Source organism: Pseudoalteromonas sp. 78C3 (assembly GCF_002836695.1).
GTDB lineage: Bacteria > Pseudomonadota > Gammaproteobacteria > Enterobacterales > Alteromonadaceae > Pseudoalteromonas > Pseudoalteromonas arctica.
Map to the genome: position 1 here is coordinate 1 of NZ_PJAV01000118.1, position 18502 is coordinate 18502.

At 37.2% G+C, this 18502-nt stretch carries 19 protein-coding genes and 1 riboswitch; of the genes, 9 read left to right on the top strand and 10 right to left on the bottom strand.

Annotated features, from left to right (window positions below; all coding sequences use genetic code 11):
- Positions 1-330: 330 nt before the first annotated feature.
- Together CXF76_RS04520 and CXF76_RS04525 are read right to left on the bottom strand one after the other, a co-directional pair.
- Positions 331-1035, bottom strand: a complete 705-nt coding sequence (locus tag CXF76_RS04520) for a YagK/YfjJ domain-containing protein (protein WP_157823337.1) — start codon at positions 1033-1035, stop codon at positions 331-333.
- Between the two features lie 237 nt (positions 1036-1272).
- Positions 1273-2490, bottom strand: coding sequence for a hypothetical protein (locus CXF76_RS04525; RefSeq protein ID WP_101163135.1), 1218 nt, complete (start codon positions 2488-2490; stop codon positions 1273-1275).
- A gap of 121 nt (positions 2491-2611) precedes the next feature.
- Between CXF76_RS04525 and CXF76_RS04530 the strand changes: the two genes are divergently transcribed.
- Positions 2612-2995 (top strand): hypothetical protein, encoded by a 384-nt coding sequence (locus CXF76_RS04530; protein WP_101163136.1) that lies wholly within the window; start codon positions 2612-2614, stop codon positions 2993-2995.
- 15 nt (positions 2996-3010) lie between these two features.
- Here CXF76_RS04530 and CXF76_RS04535 read toward each other — a convergent pair whose 3' ends face one another.
- Positions 3011-4198: a tyrosine-type recombinase/integrase gene (locus CXF76_RS04535; RefSeq protein WP_101163137.1), complete on the bottom strand. Its 1188-nt coding sequence runs from the start codon at positions 4196-4198 to the stop codon at positions 3011-3013.
- A 311-nt stretch (positions 4199-4509) separates the two neighbouring features.
- Here CXF76_RS04535 and CXF76_RS04540 point away from each other — a divergent pair, with 311 nt between their 5' ends.
- The gene (locus CXF76_RS04540; protein ID WP_101163138.1) at positions 4510-5046 is read left to right on the top strand and encodes a YaeQ family protein; all 537 of its coding nucleotides are present in this window, start codon (positions 4510-4512) and stop codon (positions 5044-5046) included.
- 184 nt (positions 5047-5230) lie between these two features.
- Positions 5231-5836, top strand: a complete 606-nt coding sequence (locus CXF76_RS04545) for an alpha/beta fold hydrolase (protein WP_010554854.1) — start codon at positions 5231-5233, stop codon at positions 5834-5836.
- On the opposite strand, the gene CXF76_RS04550 is transcribed toward CXF76_RS04545, so the two are convergent.
- Positions 5833-6042, bottom strand: coding sequence for a hypothetical protein (locus tag CXF76_RS04550; protein WP_007579816.1), 210 nt, complete (start codon positions 6040-6042; stop codon positions 5833-5835). The genes CXF76_RS04545 and CXF76_RS04550 overlap by 4 nt on opposite strands.
- A 334-nt stretch (positions 6043-6376) precedes the next feature.
- Here CXF76_RS04550 and CXF76_RS04555 point away from each other — a divergent pair, with 334 nt between their 5' ends.
- Positions 6377-6850, top strand: a complete 474-nt coding sequence (locus CXF76_RS04555; protein WP_004334993.1) for a Dps family protein — start codon at positions 6377-6379, stop codon at positions 6848-6850.
- A 283-nt stretch (positions 6851-7133) separates the two neighbouring features.
- Here the strand turns inward: CXF76_RS04555 and CXF76_RS04560 are convergent, their stop codons facing one another.
- Complete coding sequence (locus CXF76_RS04560; RefSeq protein WP_024609378.1) at positions 7134-10076, bottom strand: TonB-dependent receptor domain-containing protein; 2943 nt, start codon at positions 10074-10076, stop codon at positions 7134-7136.
- A 238-nt stretch (positions 10077-10314) separates the two neighbouring features.
- On the opposite strand from CXF76_RS04560, the gene CXF76_RS04565 reads away from it, so the two are divergent.
- Positions 10315-11067, top strand: a complete 753-nt coding sequence (locus CXF76_RS04565; RefSeq protein WP_101163139.1) for a LytR/AlgR family response regulator transcription factor — start codon at positions 10315-10317, stop codon at positions 11065-11067.
- A 22-nt stretch (positions 11068-11089) separates the two neighbouring features.
- Here the strand turns inward: CXF76_RS04565 and CXF76_RS04570 are convergent, their stop codons facing one another.
- The 4 genes from CXF76_RS04570 to CXF76_RS04585 all read right to left on the bottom strand — a co-directional run bounded on the left by CXF76_RS04570 (position 11090) and on the right by CXF76_RS04585 (position 15259).
- Positions 11090-11488 (bottom strand): hypothetical protein, encoded by a 399-nt coding sequence (locus CXF76_RS04570; RefSeq protein WP_101163140.1) that lies wholly within the window; start codon positions 11486-11488, stop codon positions 11090-11092.
- A 60-nt stretch (positions 11489-11548) separates the two neighbouring features.
- A complete protein-coding gene (locus tag CXF76_RS04575) occupies positions 11549-13624 on the bottom strand; it encodes a S9 family peptidase (protein WP_101163141.1) in 2076 nt (691 codons plus the stop codon).
- A 141-nt stretch (positions 13625-13765) separates the two neighbouring features.
- The gene (locus tag CXF76_RS04580) at positions 13766-14329 is read right to left on the bottom strand and encodes a chitin-binding protein (protein ID WP_101163146.1); all 564 of its coding nucleotides are present in this window, start codon (positions 14327-14329) and stop codon (positions 13766-13768) included.
- Positions 14330-14425: 96 nt separating this feature from the next.
- Positions 14426-14514: riboswitch (cyclic di-GMP riboswitch) on the bottom strand.
- An 88-nt stretch (positions 14515-14602) separates the two neighbouring features.
- Positions 14603-15259 (bottom strand): cytochrome b/b6 domain-containing protein, encoded by a 657-nt coding sequence (locus CXF76_RS04585; protein ID WP_101163142.1) that lies wholly within the window; start codon positions 15257-15259, stop codon positions 14603-14605.
- A gap of 107 nt (positions 15260-15366) precedes the next feature.
- Here CXF76_RS04585 and CXF76_RS04590 point away from each other — a divergent pair, with 107 nt between their 5' ends.
- The 3 genes from CXF76_RS04590 (at position 15367) to CXF76_RS04600 (ending at position 16937) form a co-directional block, all read left to right on the top strand.
- Positions 15367-16071: an AzlC family ABC transporter permease gene (locus CXF76_RS04590; RefSeq protein ID WP_101163143.1), complete on the top strand. Its 705-nt coding sequence runs from the start codon at positions 15367-15369 to the stop codon at positions 16069-16071.
- Entirely contained in the window at positions 16068-16367 is a 300-nt protein-coding gene (locus CXF76_RS04595; RefSeq protein WP_101163144.1) for an AzlD domain-containing protein, read from the top strand. Before CXF76_RS04590 ends, CXF76_RS04595 begins: the two co-directional genes overlap by 4 nt.
- Before the next feature lie 72 nt (positions 16368-16439).
- Positions 16440-16937 carry a glutathione peroxidase gene (locus tag CXF76_RS04600; protein WP_010554845.1) on the top strand — a complete coding sequence of 166 codons (498 nt, stop codon included), beginning with the start codon at positions 16440-16442 and terminating at the stop codon, positions 16935-16937.
- 118 nt (positions 16938-17055) lie between these two features.
- Here the strand turns inward: CXF76_RS04600 and CXF76_RS04605 are convergent, their stop codons facing one another.
- Positions 17056-17241: a PA3496 family putative envelope integrity protein gene (locus CXF76_RS04605; RefSeq protein WP_007579801.1), complete on the bottom strand. Its 186-nt coding sequence runs from the start codon at positions 17239-17241 to the stop codon at positions 17056-17058.
- Positions 17242-17629: 388 nt separating this feature from the next.
- Between CXF76_RS04605 and CXF76_RS04610 the strand changes: the two genes are divergently transcribed.
- Positions 17630-18424 (top strand): YggN family protein, encoded by a 795-nt coding sequence (locus tag CXF76_RS04610; protein WP_101163145.1) that lies wholly within the window; start codon positions 17630-17632, stop codon positions 18422-18424.
- The last annotated feature ends 78 nt before the right edge of the window (positions 18425-18502 follow it).

Sequence of the window (18502 nt, forward strand, 5' to 3'; positions counted from 1 at the left end):
CTGCCTCCCTATTTAGATAAATTTTTCTATTTAATTGATTGCATACTTGTTTTTAATCACACTCTAGTATTCACTGTGTCAGACATATCGTATTAATTAAAAGGTAAGAACATGGATCCATTAGATAAAATTTGTGATAACTGCGAACAAATGGGAAGTAATTGTGAGTGTCCAGGCTGTGAAGACTGCTTAGTTAAAAAACATGAGTGTGATTGTGAAGAAGACGACTAAAGCGTACTAACTCAGATTTGATTTAACCACTTATCGACTTCAAAATCTTGAGTGGTTAAATCACTATCAGTAATTTCTTAGCCGTGCATAGCTACTTTCCTAGTCCTTAATACTAACAGCTCTAGGCCTAATAGATTTTTTTATCGTCATGCAACCAGTTCCGATTGATTTTAGACCGTCCCCTCTCCAGCACTTTGTTTCTGGTTTAGCCAAATACATTAAGCGTTTAACAGCAATTTTATATACCTCATTTGCCTCCTCGTAATCACGAGAACTAATCCAATGTACAGGTTTTTTAGTAAAATGAACGCTACTTAAGATTAAGTTAGCACTTAAGCCAAAAACGCTAGCCCAAGCTTCGAATATGCAGGTTTTTAATGACTTTTTCTTTACTTTTTTGTTTCTCCTAAGCCTCGATGTGTATTCACTATCTCCTATAAAACCAAACTTATCTTGGTCCATAAACAAACAAATATGATAGTGTTCAACCTCACTATTTTCACCAAACTCTTTTACCCAAGCGTAACGTAAGCATTGCGTTCGATAAACATCATCAATAAGATAACTAACCTTTAATTTTGAAACTAAAGAACCAAAAAACTTCTTCATCAATCCGGTACTTTGAGTAAGTGGATTGTCTTGTCCCCTGCACAGCTTAGGTATATGTAAATCAAAACGAATTATAGAAACTCTTCTATTATCATAGAACGCATATTTAAGCTCTGTTTCAATAATTTTTTTATATGTGGTTAGTACTCGAAAACGTTCATCGAATATATTTCTTTCAACTTTTCTATAGCTCATTACTTTTTCCATAAATTTGTATATTTCATACAAAGGGGAATTAAAGTAAGAAAAAACATCAAGGAATTAAATTATTTAAATACAATACATTAAATGTATATTAACTATACGAAAAAAAAGCTAAGTTAAAAGAAGGCTAAACCTCAAGTTCTTAAAAAATACACACTGATTATCTATATAAATTATACTTATTTCATTCGGAACTTAGTGCACTATTATAAAGCTTTTAACCTCTCGCTAAATCTTAAATACCCTATTTTGAAACAGAAACTGATTTAGCTTCTTGTCCTGTGCGATACGAATATTAAAAAAAGTAGGCATCTCGTCATTAACGTATATAGCCGTCACCTTTTTTTGATAGAAGTCGTCTTGTAATCTTTTTTCCAAGCGCTTTAAAAATAAAACATAAAAGGTACAAACGGCTTTTAAAAAGCAATAGCCGAATAAATAATGATCTTTTTTAAAAATTAACTTCACAACACTTTTACCGACTTTCTCTAAATAAGCGTCTGAATAGCGGCCTGCTTTAAGTGCTGATATATAGCCCTTTAATTTAGTATTTTCTAATTCAGTATATTGTTTAGCTAATGTCAGTTTCAATTCAGCATGATTACTGAACAGGTCTGTTTTGCTATTAAACCCTCTACACTTTCTGCTTATGTACTTCATTAGCAAATGGCTATGCTCCTCATCACTAAACCCAAACGTATTCAGTTTGTCTACAGTATAAGGTTCTTCACTGTTCATTTTATCAATTCGGTAGTAGTCCAAATAATCACTGACAAGAGAAGATAGTTTAAACAGTGATGGGGTGGTACTAAATCCATTAAAGCTATAATTTAAAGCACTTCCCGTGAATAGACTTGGCTCTTTGTTTAAGTCCATTAAAAGCAAGGTGACTTGAAAGCTTTCCAAGACGATCTGATAGCTATCTATCTTTTCAACTTTGAATATACGGCTATTATTTTCAAAGTGTATTTTAACGACACAATGAAGCTTTAAGTTGAGTTGGTTAAACTTTTCATAGGCATTTTCTGCCTTCACACCAAACGTCCTCCTTATATATTTTTCGCTCATTGCTACCGAGTCTTTTATCAGCAAACAAAAAAGTAAGAGAGCCTTTTCTTTAATCATAAGCTTTGACTCATTTAACCCATTTAAGTTTTTTGAGTTTTTTAAAGCTAAAATTTTTTGGATATCTGCAAGTAATTTCTCATCATAACTCTGAACTAAAAACTCTTTAACCTCACCTAATAAAATTACTTTTTGTGGAGAGCATCCTCTTTTAATTACACTGACATTATGAGCGAGCCTTATTAAATTTTTTTGTTCTAACTCATCTAGGCAGTTCTTAAAATCTCTAGAACTAACCCCTATCATTTTATTAAGCTCTGCTAAAGAACATTCCAACATTTGCCCTTCAAGTTCAAATCCAAGACATAAGTACAGTTTCATAAAAGTCCAGTAAGAATTAGGAGACAAAGTAAGGATCTCTTCACTTGTTATAGAATTAATAGTACTCTCCAATTTTGAAAAACATTTCAGGTAACGTTACATGTCACAGAGGTAATTGGCAATGAGAAATACGAATGATAATAAAGTAAGTTTAATTTCATCATTTTTTGATGGATTAGATACTATACATAGAGAGTACTTTAAGACATGGGCATTATCGTATCTTTCTAAAAAGTCACCAGTTCATGCAAAAGCGTTTGAGCAATATTTGGCATCTGGGAATTCAGATAAATTAGATAAATACTTAGGCAAAAATAACAATAAAGGATTATTCCAAGCTGCTTGGCGACAAGCCAAAAGACGTAAATTTAATAAAGAACAAATAACACTAAACTTGAATCGCAGTGACTATAATAAGCTCCGATCCAGTGCCACTAGAAACAAGATGAATATGACCCAATATTTAATTAAGTTGATTATTGATAATGATAAGGGCGTATTATAGCTTGAATCAATCCGTCTATTTCTCATGCATGCCTTCGCAAATGAACTCACTCCACCAGCTCATTATAGACCTACGTTTTTCAAGGTAATCAGAGCGGTTATATGCCGCTCTTGTTTCATTTTCATCTGCGTGGGCTAAACAGGCTTCGACCAAAAGGCTATCGTAACCTTTTTCATGAAGGGCTGTAGAAGCAACGGAACGCAAGCCATGAGCCACCAGCTTATCTTTGTAGCCTAAGCTTCGCTTTATAGCTGCATTAACTGTGTAGGTACTGGCATGGCTCTTTTCATTACGCTCACTCGGGAATACATATTCATGGTGACCGCTGAGTGGTTTCATTTGTTCAAGTATTGCCAAAGTAGCAGGCGTTAAAGGTACTCGGTGCACTCTTCTGCGCTTCATTTCTTCAGCAGGGATCACCCATACAGCATCTTCAATATTAATATCGGCCCACTTAGTGCCTGCGGCTTCCTTTGAGCGAGTCATAGTGTGCAATTGCCACAAAATTAAAAGCTTTGTTTTGTTCTGAATGGTTTGTGAGCCATTCAGAGCGGTTAAAAAATCAGGTAGTTCTTCGGGTCTAATAGTAGCCATGTGCTCTACTGTATTTTTGGTAAATACTTTTATAATTTTTGCTAGTGGATTGGCATTGATAAAACCATGATTTACCGAGTAATCCATGATCTGGTTTAAGCTTTGGCAAATACGCTTAATTGTGGAGTGTTTTCCGTCAGTCTCAAGTGGTCTGAGAATTTCAATGGTATCAATCGCTGTAATGTTTTCTAAAGGCGTGTCTTTCAACTTGGGGAAAATATACATCTCAAGCGTTCGCCATTCCCTAGCTGCGTGATGAGGCGTCACAGTAGGCTGTTTGCGTTCAAACCAAAGCTCTGCGGCAGCATAAAATGTATTAGCTAGCTTCCTACTTGCTTCAAGCTTTTTCGCACTTTCGTATTCTTTAGGGTCAGTGCCTTTAGCTAAAAGCTGCATATAGTTTACTGCCACACTTCTGGCTTCAGCTAGAGTAACAGCAGGATAAGCACCTAAAGAAATTTTGGTAACTTTTTTATTAACTGTATATTTAAACCGCCAAGATTTAGTCCCATTCGCCCTAACGCGCAACACTAAGCAATTACCATCTGAAAAGGTTTGTTCTTTGCCTGTGGCTATAATTGATTTTATCTTACGATCAGTTAAACGCATATTTCGCATAACCTATATATTCAGTTAATCACATGAGTATATAGTATTTTTAAAGCTGGGGGTACTGAGTGGGGTACTGAATGGTTCGGATTTAGTAATCATCATGCGGAATGTGGCGGAATGAAATAACGACAAACCACTGATTTTATTTATACAAAATTCTTTCTGCGTATACTGATGGAGGTTAATGCAAGCGCCCAGGGAACCACTGGATAGCCATTTTTAACTCCTAACGTATAATTAACCGCTATTTTAACTGGCAATTCATTTAATTGCGCTATACTGACGCAAATTTTTTCAGATTAGTTATTATGGCTCTTAAATCCACCATTATGAAAGTGCAGTTATCGCTTAGCGATATGGACCGCCACGTTTATCAAGATTTTAATTTAACCTTGGCTCAACACCCATCAGAAACCGATCAGCGGTTGATGATTCGCTTACTCGCTTTTGCGCTAAATAGCTGTGATGGTTTAGAATTTACTAAAGGATTAAGCGCTGATGATGAGCCTGAACTTTGGCATGTAAGCTATAGTGAAGAAATAGAACTATGGGTTGAGCTTGGCTTACCAGATGAAAAACGCCTTAAAAAAGCCTGTAATAAATCTAAAAAAGTGGTGCTATATACTTACGGTGAAAACAATCAAGCAATTTGGTGGCAAAAACACCAACCTAAATTGTATGAATTTAAAAATCTAAGTATTTTTAGCCTTGAATATGCAGCAACACAAGCACTTGCTGCTTTGGTTGATCGTGGAATTAAGCTCGCCATTACCATTCAAGATGGTGAAGTATGGGTAAATACCGATACAACCAATATTGAAATAAAACCACAGCAATTGATGTAACTAAGATAGGTTATACCAATTGCATTAAATTAGTTATCTATTATAGCGACAAGGAAATAAGTCGATAACAAGGCGAAAATTATGACATATAGTTGTTCTATATAAATAATTTTTAACGCAGGTAGCGGGTTATTTAATGCGCTAGAATGATCATGTTTTTAATAAAATTGGTATTAGGGAGCATATGAAAGTTAAACACGTTATTGTTTTACATGGCTTGTATATGTCTGGCTTTGTTATGCGCCCACTTTGTTCACGACTTGAAGAATCGGGGATGACGGTATTAAACATTACCTATAATACGCTCGACCCTCACCGCGACACCATATTTGCACAAATTGATGAGTGTATTTCTAACGAACCTGCAGCGCTTGTATGCCACTCAATGGGAGGGCTTATTGCACGTGCTTACCTAGAGGCAAACTCCCCTGCTAGCCAGAATGTTACGAAGGTAATTACACTGGGTACTCCACATAAAGGCAGCCATATAGCGCAAAAAATGAAGCAAAAAGGGTTTGAATCATTTTTAAAAAATAGTGTTGAATTTTTACTCACTAAAAATGGTAATTGGCCTTTTAAAGCTAAGCTTTACAGTATTGCGGGCGATTTACCTATTGGGCTTATGCCCTTAATAGTCAAAGGTAGCCAGTCAGATGGCACTGTATTACTAGATGAAACCAAACTTAAAGGTATGGCCGAACATAAAGTATTTCATTTAAGCCATACCAGTATGATTTACTCGCGCCAAGTACTCGATTACATTTTAAAGTGCTTAAACGAGAAAGATTAATCTTCAGCATTGGCTGCTATTTTATAACTAATTAAAAATACCACTGCCAATATAAGCGGAATCGGCGCCGCAATGTAGCCAAAAAAATCTGAGTTCGCAAAGCTTGCACCCGCTAAGTGCGCTACTAACCCAAGTACAAATGCGATGACTGCAATTCCTACCACTATTAACTCTGCTTTATTTTGTTTCGCTGTTTTTGCATGCATGTTATCTCTCCTAATTATTTCGACAACATTATTATGCGCCGTTAGGGTGGATGATTTTTGACCTGCATCAATAAAAAAATAGCTAAGTTATTACCTTGAATAAAGTTTGTTTTAGATCATGATTTATATACTTTTGAGGTTTATTTACTTTTGAGGGGTAGTATTTTTATTAATCAGACCCACTTCTATTAATAGTCTAAAGTGAATATAGGTATCAAAAACAGCTAATAGGTTAAAACTATTAACTAGATACATTTAAACGATTTTACTAATTTATCGAAATTAGTAATACTTATCACAAGTTCACAAACAAACGGTTATTCAGGAGCAAGTTATGTCACATGTAAACGCAATTGGTCTAAACAGCGCAAAAAGCGAAGACATCATAAAGTCACTCAATACATTATTGAGTAGCTACCAGATTCAATACATGAACGCGCGTGGCTTTCACTGGAATATTAAAGGCCGTAACTTTTTTGAACTACACGTTAAGTTTGAAGAAATTTATAACTTACTACTTCTAAAAGTAGATGAAGTTGCAGAACGTATTTTAACGTTAGATGGCGCACCTCTACATGCATTTTCTGATTACCTTGAAGTAAGTAAAATTAAAGAAGCTAAAGGTATTAGTGATGGCGTTACAGCCGTAGAAAACCTACTTGCTGGTTACAGCACATTAATTCACATGCAGCGTGATATTTTAAGCCAAGCTGGTGATGCAGACGATGAAGGTACAGCCTCACTAATGAGCGATTACATCTCAGAGCAAGAAAAATTGGTTTGGATGCTAAAGGCTTACTTAGACTAAACCAGCAAAAAAAAGCCCTCAATGAAGAGGGCCACAAATAGGGATAAATCGTTAAATAATCAAGCGATTCGGTTACTATATTAGTCTCCCCCCAATACTAAACAACGCCCCTGTTACCAGTGGCGTTGTTTTTGGTTTAAGTGGATATAATGCTTATATATTGGGATAAACAATGTATAAGCATTACTGCTCTTATTATTTTTTCCAATAAAAAAGCCCCAGCGATACTGAGGCTTTGTGAACGTAACTAATTAAGTAACTATATTAGTGTCGTTATTGTTGGTTAGAATTTACTTCTAAAACCTATGTAGAATGATTGACCAATTGGGTCGTACGTACCAGCATCAGTTTCAGTACCAGTACTTGAACCGCTCACACCCGATAAAATGCGTGGTGGCTCTTTATCAAATAAGTTACTTGCACCAGCGTAAAGCTCTGTTGAATCGCTGATATGGTAACTTGCTTGAACATCATGATACGTTACTGAACCAATCCCTACTCCACCTGGAGCAATACCAAAACCACTTAAGAATTGATCATCAAAGTCTGCAGCGCCAATGTAAGTTAAGCTCCAGTTAAAATCAAAGTCGTTAAGTTTATAACCAAAGTTCCAGTTAGCTTTATGCTCTGATGCACCAATTTCTCCAGCAAACTCATCTTTATCAGCGCCTGGAAGTGGAATGCTATAACCATCGATTAGGTAAGTATAAGCAAGACGAGTTCTAAACGCACCAGGACCAATATCAGCAGAGTACGTTAGTGTTAAATCAACACCTTCTGTACCTAAACCACCACTGTTAGATACACCACTGTCGATAAATTCTAGTGAACCAGCACTATTATTACCTGATGGCGCACTACGACGAGTTACAAAGTCACAAAAGCTTGTATCGCCGCCGCCATAACATTGGTCAAGAATAAACTGACGAGGTGTTGATACGATTGCATCTGTAATTTCGATATCAAAGTAATCAAGCGTAATATCTAGTCCTGATATTAGGTTTTCTGGTGTAAATACTAAACCTACTGTTACAGAGTCACCAACTTCTTCTTTTAAATCTTGGTTACCACGGTTAAAGCCACTAATGCCTTGTAAGTCAGACTGGTTAAGCGTGAACTCACCATTTGAAGCGATATTAGTTGTAACACCACCATCTGTTCTACAAGCATCGCCAGCAGCACCACCGCCACTATTAGTAACACCTAAACATGGATCGTTTAAACCACTTGGGAAAGTTTGTGAAGGCGGAGAAAATAGTTCATCGATATTTGGAGCCCGTGTTGAACGAGCACGAGTAGCACGTAAACGTAAGCTATCCATTACTTCCCAATCAACACCTACATTCCAACTTTCAGTGCTACCTACAGTTGAATAATCAGATAAACGAACTGCTGCATTCATCGTTACAGAATCAAGCACTGGGATATTTGCTTCTACATAATACTCAGTTACATCAAACGAGCCTTCTGTTGCTGGGATTGCATTACCCGCATTAAGACCTGCTTGCTGTAGTGCATCAAATTCACTACGTGAAAATTCTTCGCGGTATTCAAAACCAGCTGCAATACCTACCGTACCTGCTGGTAAATCAAATAAATCACCTGAAATATTACCACCAATGATTTCTTGCTCAACCGACGTTGAAAGCGAACTAGGTGCACTTACAAAATCAATAGCACCTTGCGATAACGAATTAAAACCATAAATGTCTACTGGTGCACAATTAAAGCCACGTGCTGTCGCATCGATACAGATAGCCTCATCAGTAATACCATCACCATCTAAATCTTGGCTATCGATCACAGCTTCTAAACCTTGACGGAAGCTTTGTACATTAACTAGACCGCCTGAAACTTGTTGCTCTTTTGTTTTACCGTATACATAGTAAGTATCGTAAAACCAACCATCGGCTATTTCACCTTGAAAACCAAGTGCTAAACGGAATGTATCACGCTCTGCTCGTGCTCCACGATTACCGATATCACTTAAACGTTTTGCAAAGAAGATATCTCGTGCGCCATCACCGTCGGTATCGGTTGCTGCGTTATATATATCGTCGGGAACAAACGCGTTACGTAAAAGCTCACCATTTACATTAAATTCAATTGGTACCTGGCCATTTGCATAAATGTCGTCAGAGGCAAAAGGAAATGGCTCTAATTCAGAAACGGTTGTTGTTGCAGCGTAAGTGCCTTCATAGAAAAAGCTATGCTTGTCGCTTAACTCGTAGCTACCATTTGAGGCAAATAAGTAACGTTCTGTAGGTATTGCTATTGTACGTACACCGCTTCGGTTAAAACCATTTGCAGCTACGCCATCGCCGCCATTAGTACTAAATGAGTTTTGTAGGTTGTTTGCATCATTAAACGTAAATGTTTCATCCCCAGCGCTAAAACGACCTTGTGGTGGAAATGAAGATAAAAACGGGCTTACTGCATCAAATACAGAACCTGGATTTGCTACTGGATCATCTTCGAAGAAAATACCTGAAAATTGGTCTACCGCTGAGCGATCACGGTCACGTGAGAAAACAGCGCCTTGATCAGAGTAACCAAGGTGAAACATTGCGTGTCCTTTACCATCTGAGCTTGATAAGCCTGAGGTAAAGTTAAATTGGCGTGACTCATCATCACCTTCACTCGATTCACCGTACTGACCATCAAACTCAACGCCTTCAAAGTCATCTTTTAAAACAAAGTTAACTACACCAGCAACAGCGTCAGAGCCGTACACAGATGAAGCACCACCTGTCATAATTTCAACACGTTCAATAAATTGGCTCGGAATAGTGTTTAAATCGACAGCAGAGCTACCTGGTACACCTGATACATAACGACGACCATTAACTAATACCAATGTACGGTTAGAACCTAAATTACGTAAATCTACAGTCGCAACACCTGCACTAGCTGTACTAAAGTTTGAATTAGTACGACTGATTGCCGGTGAACCAAATGCTGGATTATCTAGCAGTAAATCTTGAATATTTAATGAACCAGATGCGTCGATTGCTGCGCTATCTACAACTTGAATAGGCGCTGATGACATCGCCTCAGCTGAACGAATACGAGAACCTGTAACTTGTACACGTTCTATTTTAGTAATTTCGTCATCTTCTGCAGCCACACCTTGAAATGAAATGCTTGCAAGTATCGCGCTGCTTAGCGCAACTGTTAACGACGATTTTTTAAATAATCGTGCGCTACCTTTGTTAGTTAATGTCATATAATTCCCCTGAATTGTTATTTTTGTAACTAAATAGTTACTTCGCGGATTACAGTAAGGGGATTTATTTAAACACTCTACGTACGTTATTTATTAGGCGTAATCTTTGGTATGAATAGCTAGTTTGATGGGACGAATTAGTACGTCACAATTATTTTATAAATATATTGTACTTTTCATAACAGTTTTTCCGCTAAGCACGGTCTTTATTATTATATACAGCAAGAGATATAAAATAATGGTCGCTTCTTTTCATGCATTAACTTTTGTTAGTAACACTAAGTTTGCAACATTTTTAACAAAGCGCGTGCAAGAGCACCGACACTTTGAATCTCAATCTTTTATTCAGGCAAACAGATTAGATCAGATAGATACAGATCAATACAACGTGCTGTTTTACGAACTAACTAATCTGGCTGACCCTATGCAAATAGTGCATTTAACAGAGCTAGCTAAAAAGCTTAAGTTAGTCATTATTGCTGATTCGGGTCATTTTGCGAGTTTTGCTTTTGAAGTTGGCGCTGTTGATTTTTTAATTGTAGATTCAACTGCACCACGTATTGATAAATGCTTTGATAAACTAGTTCACCTTTGCCCGATTGCAAGCGCGGCCGAACGTCAATATCAACAAAGCACACAAACCGAAAAAACATCATCACATATCGTAGTTAAAGATGTAGGTAAGGTAAGGCTAATTGATATAAAAGATATTATTTGGATTAATGGTGCGGGCAATTATGTAGAGCTGCATTTTACCCAAGGTAGTACACCGGTATTACACCGCGAAACCATGAAAAATATTGAACAGCAGCTAGAGCCAGAAGGGTTTATTCGTATTCATCGCTCAACGCTGGTAAGAAAACAAGCTATCTGCGAACTGATGCCTACTGACAGTGGCGATTATAAAGTCAGACTTAAAAACGATATGTGCTTAAACCTTTCAAGGCGCTATAAAGGGTGTTTAGAGAGTATTATAAGCCCTCTTCAGTAGCGGTTTATAATACTCATATTAATTACCAGTTCTGTTTTATATAACTATCACTTGGATGCACTAATAAATAGCTTTCAGTATCTTTATAAAAATTAACTTCTACATCGCTATTTTTCCATACTTTTTCAAACATGTTTTTAGCTGTGATATTAATGTTTATATAGTCAACTCGTTGATAGCCACGTTCTTTTACACCCGCAAAATAGGCCTCTAACGAATCAAGACTATCTAAAGTTAACAGTTCAAACTCTTTTAAGTTAACAATCACAAACTTAATCGTATTTTCAGGGTGAGTGCTCAATTCTTGAATAACACCATTAGTTAATGATGTTATACCTTCATTGTTAAAGCTCCCCTTCAATTTTAAATACATATGAGGGGGCTGTGAACAAATCTGAAATTCGCCATGTGCTCCAAACATAAATTACCTTATATATATCAACTTCTATATATAGAGTAATACAATTTTCCGATTTTGCAGTTAATTTAACAGCGCAATAAAAAAGGCCATTTCGAGGGCTTTTTCTTCTAAGCTTTTAAAACGACCTGATGCACCGCCATGACCTGCATCCATATCGGTTTTAAATACTAAAATATTACTGTCTGTTTTAAGTTCACGCATTTTTGCAACCCACTTCATAGGCTCCCAATACTGTACTTGTGAGTCATGAAGACCGGTAGTAACGAGTATATTCGGGTAGTTTTGTGCGCTAATATTGTCATAAGGCGAGTAAGCTTCTATCACATCATAAAATTGAGGCTCATTTGGATTACCCCATTCATCGTATTCATTTGTTGTGAGTGGAATACTTTCATCAAGCATTGTGGTTAATACGTCTAAAAATGGTACATGACAGCCAACACCGCAATATAACTCTGGTGCCTGGTTTACAACCGCCCCCATTAATAGGCCACCGGCACTGCCGCCTGAGGCAAACACCTTATTGCTATCACAATAACCTTGATCAACAAGCGCTTTTGTCACATCAATAAAGTCACTAAAGCTATTTTTTTTATGCTCTTTTTTACCTTGCTCATACCATTCGCGACCTAGCATTTCAGAGCCTCGAACATGCGCAATAACATAAACAAAGCCACGATCGAGCAAGCTCAGTGACGAACTAGAAAAACTAGGATCAATCGTATAGCCATAGGCGCCATAGCCGTATTGAAATAACGGATTTGTGCCATCTTTTTTAAAGCTGTCTTTTCGATAAACAACAGATACAGGTACTTTAACTCCGTCGCGAGCAGTTACCATTAATCGCTCCGACTGATAGTCATCGGCATTAAAACTACCGAGTACTTTTTGCTGTTTAAGTAGTGTTTTTTCGCCAGTTGCTAAATCAACATCATATAAAGAGCCTGGTGTTGTTAAACTTGAGTAATAAATACGCGCAGTGCGAGTGTCTGGCTCTGGGTTCATTGCTATTGCAGCATAATAACAAGGATCGGCAAACTCAAGTGCCATACGATCCCCTAACCTATTAACAACTACGAATCGAGCTTGCCCTTGCTCGCGTTCACTCAATACCAAAAAGTCATTAAATAACTCAACACCTTCAAGCAGTACATTTTCTCTGTGAGCTGTATGCTCAAACCATTGTGTTTTATCAGCAATCGTTTCGTTTGTTGCCGTCATTAATCTAAAGTTTTTAGCTTGCCAGTTAGTCACAATATAAAATGTGTCACCTAGCTTATCTACGTCAAACTCGTGGCCATCTTCACGCGGCATTAATGCTTTAAATTCATCAGTGGGCTTATTAGCATCAAGCACCCATGTATCGTTGGTCTCTGTCGATGCTAAATCAATAATAATTAGGCCTTCGTCGCGGCTTTTACCAAGCCCCATAAAAAAGCTGCTGTCTTGCTCTTCGTAAACCATTACATCTTGGCTTTGCTCGCTGCCAAGCTCATGCCTAAATACTTGGTATCCTAGTAGCGTTTTTAAATCTTTTTTTACATAAAAAACAGTTTTATTGTCGTTAGCCCAAACAACCTGCCCTTCTGTATTTTCAAGTACATCAGGTAGCATTTCACCGGTCGTTAAGCTTTTAAAGCGAACATTATAAATACGACGACCTTCAGTATCTTCAGAGTAAGCCATAAGCTGCTCGCATGGGCTTAGTGCGACTTCTCCTAGCTCAAAAAACTCAAATCCCTCAGCTAATATATTCACATCGAGTAAAAGCTCTTTATTATTAGCCTTTATGCTCGTGCTTCTATAATGGCGAGAGTACTCATCATCACCACGAACTTCTGAGTGATACCAGTATTTCCCGTCTTTAACGGGTACCGAGTTATCGTCTTTTACAATGCGTGCTTTTAACTCTTCAAAAAGTGTATTTTGGAGTGGCTTCATTGCAGCTAACTGTTCATCACAATATGCATTTTCAGCATGTAAATGTGCAAGTACTTGCTCATCCTGACGATCGTCATCACGCATCCAATAGTAATTATCAGTGCGTATTTTATTATGAGTACTTAATGTATGGGCTTGCTGTTTAGCAATCGGGAAATTAGGTAATAAACTTAAAGAGTAGTCAGGACGAGACACAACAAAACCAATTAAAAAAATAATGTGATTTGCAGTTTATCATAAAAATAAAAAAGCCCATCCAATAGTTGGGTGGGCTAAAACGGTAAACGCTTCATTACTAAAACCGCTATACCTTTGGGAAGATAATTCACTTAAGCCTTATATTTGCTGCCAAGCCATAGCCCAACTTTGTCCAATACCGGGCTCGAACATAAACTTTTTATCGTCACTCGCGCGGCAAAACTCATTAAATGGCCAAGGCCTACATTGATAAACATGCCCTGTTTTTGGCTGCAATACCTTTGTACCCGCATTATAGTTTTCACAATTTTCAGGGTACACGTAATCATAAGTATCAAGGTTATTAACAACACGCTCATCGCATTTTGCAATACAATGAAAATCGACATGCGCTTTACATATACCACTGCTTTGCAAAGCAAAAATTTCATTGTTTCTATAGGCAACAATTAAACCTTGTTCGGTCATTTTACCTGCGCTAACAAGAGGTACATGCACGTTAATATGCTCGGCAATTAAACGTGGCCATGCGTGAGGCTCACCTTGTTCAAGCGAGGTGATTTTGTAATCAAATGATAAACTAACTAGCTCTCCTTGCATGTCATAAAAGGTTACACTCACCACATCGCCAATAAACAATTGGGTATGATGATTTAAGCAACCTATTGTTGACCACTTTCCACAGGCCAACGACGTATGCATAAACACGGCAACACCTTAAGAGTTACAAAATCTTATCCATACACTATGGATACACAAAAAATACACTGAGGGCAAGTGATACATAACAACACGTTATGCAGTAGTCCCGCTACCATAGCTTTATAAAAAGCCTTAGACCGGAAACTTTGCGCCCTAATCTTTCGATTAGTTTGCCAGCAATGCGGCGATTATAATTAGGCCCCGCATAAAAATCAAACAAAAGAATGCAACAAAAAATAAAAACCAACCCTTTAAGGTTGGTTTAATGTGTTTTTAACTAAATAAATAAGTTAAAGGTTCTTTCGCCCACGTAAATATCAGCAACACCAATAAAGATATAAATATTAGCCACGCAGGCCAAGACGCTTTTGTTATTTTAGCCTCAGAGTCATCTGCTTTTAACTCTTTTGAGCCTGTGATCATCGCTTTAACTAGCGGCTTACCTTTTATTCTATAAACAATAATAGCTAATACATGTAAACCAATAGCATAAAGTAAAATGTCAAAATTCAGCTCATGTAGCCAATTTGCAAAATCAATCGTATCGCTAGACACATATTGAGCAAGCGGGCCGTCAGTTAAAATGCCATCACTACTCATTAACCCGGTAATAAGCTGCGTAATTATAATTATAAAAAATACCATTACCATACAACTGCCAGGTGCTGAATGACCTAGCGAGTCGCTTGGTGTCTTTAGTGCCTTTAAAATAGCACGAGGAGAGTGCAGCAACCCACTTAATCTCGCGGTTTTACTTCCGATAATGCCCCATATTAAACGCGTTACGATAAGTGCTAAAGTAAAGAACCCAGCAACAAAATGAAGCTCAATCATGCCCTCTTCAATACTAAAATAAAGCACCGCAATACTTACAACCAAAAACCAATGAAAGCATCTAATAAACCCATCCCACACTTTTAACGTCGTCATTGCGCCTATCCTTAAAAAAACAGTATTATCTAATTCGTTAACTACTTTAACATCATAATATTAAGGTATCCTTATGAGCCATTCTACAAGCCGTGCGAGTAAATATCATGCAACCAGTTAAAAAAGCTATTTTAAAAGGCTTTTTAGATATGCTACCACTGTGTTTAGCTGTTGTTCCTTGGGGCATTTTATGTGGTTCTTTAGCGATTCAAAATGGCTTTAGTGCACTAGAAACCCAAGCAATGTCGTTATTAGTCTTTGCAGGCTCTGCACAGCTTGTTGCAATTGAACTTATAGCGGGCAACACACCATTGCTCACAATTTTATTCACAACATTTATTATTAGCTCTCGGCACTTTTTATACGGTTTAGCTGTGCGTCATAAGGTAATTGACCAACCTATGCGTTGGCGCTTACCAGTAAGTTTTGTATTAACCGATGAGCTATTTGCATTTTCTCACCATAGAAAAGCATACAGAACAAAAACACGTTTAATATACGCATTGAGCGCTGGTTTTAGCTTTTATATTGCATGGAATATTTGGACGTTAATTGGCATTGTAGCAGGCACAATGCTGCCCGATTTAACTAATTTAGGGCTCGACTTTGCCATTGCTGCCACGTTTATAGCTTTGGTTATTCCGGGCATTAAAAATTTGGCCTCACTCGTTACGGTAATTGTAGCAGGCATTACCGCAACGCTTTTAAAAAGCACAGGATTTGAGTTATGGCTTGTTTGCTCAGCGCTGCTGGCAATGGCCGCAGGTTACAGCACTGCAAGACTAACCACTAAAAAGGAAGTAACGCCATGATGACGACTATTTTACTCATGGCGTGCATTACATTTTTTACGCGTTATTTGTTTTTACACCGTGCTTTGCCGTTTAAAGTAGGCCCTAAAATGCAGCAATTTTTAAGCTTTAGTGCACCGGCAGTGCTTACAGCAATTTGGGTGCCTATCGTGCTTTTGAATGAAGATGGCATTAACTTAAACTGGCAAAATCCTTATTTAAGCGCAGCAATAGTCGCCATTATTGTTGCCTACAAAACACATAATATTTATTACACTACGCTTGCCGGTATGGGGCTATTTCTAATTTTAAATTAGTGCGATCTTTATACTTTATGAAATATTGTACTCAGGTTAAAATACGGCTAACAACAATAAAAAGACGCCAATATGCACAAATTCCATCAATTAAGCGCAACAAGCTTGCAGGGTCAACCTATCAACTTTAATGATTTTGAAGGGAAGGTTGTGCTTATTGTTAATACCGCAAGTAAATGTGGATTTACCTACCAGTACGAGTCACTGCAAGCTTTGCACAATAAGTATGCCAGCCAAGGTTTAGTTATTCTGGGATTTCCGTGCAATCAATTTGGTCAGCAAGAACCCGGAGACGCTACACAAATAGAGCAAGGGTGCTTAATTAATTTTGGTGTGAGTTTTTTAATGGCGGCCAAAGTAGATGTAAACGGTGAGCATGCACATCCTGTATTTCGTCACTTGAAATCGGCTTTACCTGGTTTTTTAACACGTAAAATAAAGTGGAATTTTACTAAGTTTTTAATTGCTGCAGATGGTACGCCAATTAAACGTTATGCACCTTTTACTAAGCCCGAAAAGCTAGAACTTACAATTCAAAAAGCATTAGCACAGGCTAAAAGTACGCTTTAAAAAGTAATAAAGAGGCGCAAGGCCTCTTTATTGCCAATACTATTGAAACTTAAACATACGCATAACTGCACATTTAAACTCTCAATATTAATTGGTATTTTATTTATACTAGTGAAATTTAATCGGTGTAATCGCTTAAATCGTCTTCGCCTAGATTTTTACGCAAGCGTTTTTGCTCAAGGTAGTCTTCCAACTTCTTTTTAACCTTTTGCTTGTTCTTATCGTGTTGATTACGTCCGAGCATTTCGTACTCGTCTTCAACAAAATCGTCATCTAGCGCATCGTAACTAAATGTCTTACCCACAACCCACTCCATAAAGTGTTTGAGACCAACCAAGGATTTTATTATCGCAATAGCCGGTAAAATTAAAAATGTTTAATGCCAAAGTGCTCTGCAAATTAACATCAAAATAAAGCCACGCGACTACTGTAAATAGTCTTCATGTCAGTAATGTGAATAAATAGCGCTAAATTTGAATTGAGGAAAGTGAGAGTTTTTTATCGTATCGATAAATAAAATTTATTAATTTTTATTAGTTAGCCAATTTGACTAAAAAATAGCTATTTATTAATTATTTTGACTTGCTAGAAAATAGAGAAAAACACTTAATCAATTGTTTTTTATGAAAAAATAAAACTGGCATCAAACTTGTTATTAATTAATCGTCATCAACAAAAAGTAGAGAACAAACATGAAAAAATTACTATTAGTTAGCGCATTAATTTGTACGCCAGCCGCTATGGCTCATAACGACAACGATTCTACAATTTCATTTAGTAACGATGAATGTAACGTCGAATTTAAAAACGATGTACGTATTAAACCAAACGAATTAGAAATTTTTACTGCCAATAATAAAACTATGCAATTTAATGCCCATGGTGACTTAACCGTAAATGGCGAGCTTGTAGCGCTTAATAGCTCACAACGCGAAGCACTGAATAAGTACTCTGACAGCTTACGCACTCAATTACCTGAAGTAGCTAACATAGCGTTAGAGGGTGTTAAAATTGCCGGTGTGGCATTAGAAGAAGTAGGCAATGCATTTAATATTGACGGTCTTGATAATATGTCTGAGCTTATGGACGACATTAAAATTGAGGTAGAAAACACATTTTACCAGCAAGGTACATTTGTAATGGGCCAACAAAGTTTTAATCAATTTGGCGAAAACTTTGAACAACAATTTGAGCAGCAGATAGAAACAGCGGTTGAATCAGCAGTAATGCAATCAATGGGCAGTATTTTAGTGGCTTTAGGTTCTGAGTTACTTGGTTCAGGCGGCGATATGGATGCCTTTGAACAACGCATGGAAAATATGGGTGCACAAATAGAAAAAAAAGTAGAGCTACATGCAAGCGCACTTGAAGAGAGAGCTAACTCTTTATGTGAAAACTTTGCTGATATTGCAAAACAAGAAGAGCAATTAGTAATGCAAGTGCCAGAGCTTAAAGGTTACCAGTTATTTAGCTTTAAACACAATTAGTACAGCAAACGTTATTTAACATCCCTTTGGCAGCACTTAAGTTTACTTAAATGCTGCTTTTTTGTGTTTCCCAAAGTT

What these genes read in the sequence shown, in the direction of transcription:
- CXF76_RS04595 (WP_101163144.1), top strand. Translation starts at nt 16,068, where the DNA reads ATGATGACGACTATTTTACTCATGGCGTGCATTACATTTTTTACGCGT.
- CXF76_RS04525 (WP_101163135.1), bottom strand. Translation starts at nt 2,490, where the DNA reads ATGAAACTGTACTTATGTCTTGGATTTGAACTTGAAGGGCAAATGTTG.
- CXF76_RS04540 (WP_101163138.1), top strand. Translation starts at nt 4,510, where the DNA reads ATGGCTCTTAAATCCACCATTATGAAAGTGCAGTTATCGCTTAGCGAT.
- CXF76_RS04600 (WP_010554845.1), top strand. Translation starts at nt 16,440, where the DNA reads ATGCACAAATTCCATCAATTAAGCGCAACAAGCTTGCAGGGTCAACCT.
- CXF76_RS04565 (WP_101163139.1), top strand. Translation starts at nt 10,315, where the DNA reads ATGGTCGCTTCTTTTCATGCATTAACTTTTGTTAGTAACACTAAGTTT.
- CXF76_RS04610 (WP_101163145.1), top strand. Translation starts at nt 17,630, where the DNA reads ATGAAAAAATTACTATTAGTTAGCGCATTAATTTGTACGCCAGCCGCT.
- CXF76_RS04530 (WP_101163136.1), top strand. Translation starts at nt 2,612, where the DNA reads ATGAGAAATACGAATGATAATAAAGTAAGTTTAATTTCATCATTTTTT.
- CXF76_RS04550 (WP_007579816.1), bottom strand. Translation starts at nt 6,042, where the DNA reads ATGCATGCAAAAACAGCGAAACAAAATAAAGCAGAGTTAATAGTGGTA.
- CXF76_RS04580 (WP_101163146.1), bottom strand. Translation starts at nt 14,329, where the DNA reads ATGCATACGTCGTTGGCCTGTGGAAAGTGGTCAACAATAGGTTGCTTA.
- CXF76_RS04590 (WP_101163143.1), top strand. Translation starts at nt 15,367, where the DNA reads ATGCAACCAGTTAAAAAAGCTATTTTAAAAGGCTTTTTAGATATGCTA.
- CXF76_RS04555 (WP_004334993.1), top strand. Translation starts at nt 6,377, where the DNA reads ATGTCACATGTAAACGCAATTGGTCTAAACAGCGCAAAAAGCGAAGAC.
- CXF76_RS04560 (WP_024609378.1), bottom strand. Translation starts at nt 10,076, where the DNA reads ATGACATTAACTAACAAAGGTAGCGCACGATTATTTAAAAAATCGTCG.
- CXF76_RS04585 (WP_101163142.1), bottom strand. Translation starts at nt 15,259, where the DNA reads ATGACGACGTTAAAAGTGTGGGATGGGTTTATTAGATGCTTTCATTGG.
- CXF76_RS04570 (WP_101163140.1), bottom strand. Translation starts at nt 11,488, where the DNA reads ATGTTTGGAGCACATGGCGAATTTCAGATTTGTTCACAGCCCCCTCAT.
- CXF76_RS04520 (WP_157823337.1), bottom strand. Translation starts at nt 1,035, where the DNA reads ATGAGCTATAGAAAAGTTGAAAGAAATATATTCGATGAACGTTTTCGA.
- CXF76_RS04535 (WP_101163137.1), bottom strand. Translation starts at nt 4,198, where the DNA reads ATGCGTTTAACTGATCGTAAGATAAAATCAATTATAGCCACAGGCAAA.
- CXF76_RS04545 (WP_010554854.1), top strand. Translation starts at nt 5,231, where the DNA reads ATGAAAGTTAAACACGTTATTGTTTTACATGGCTTGTATATGTCTGGC.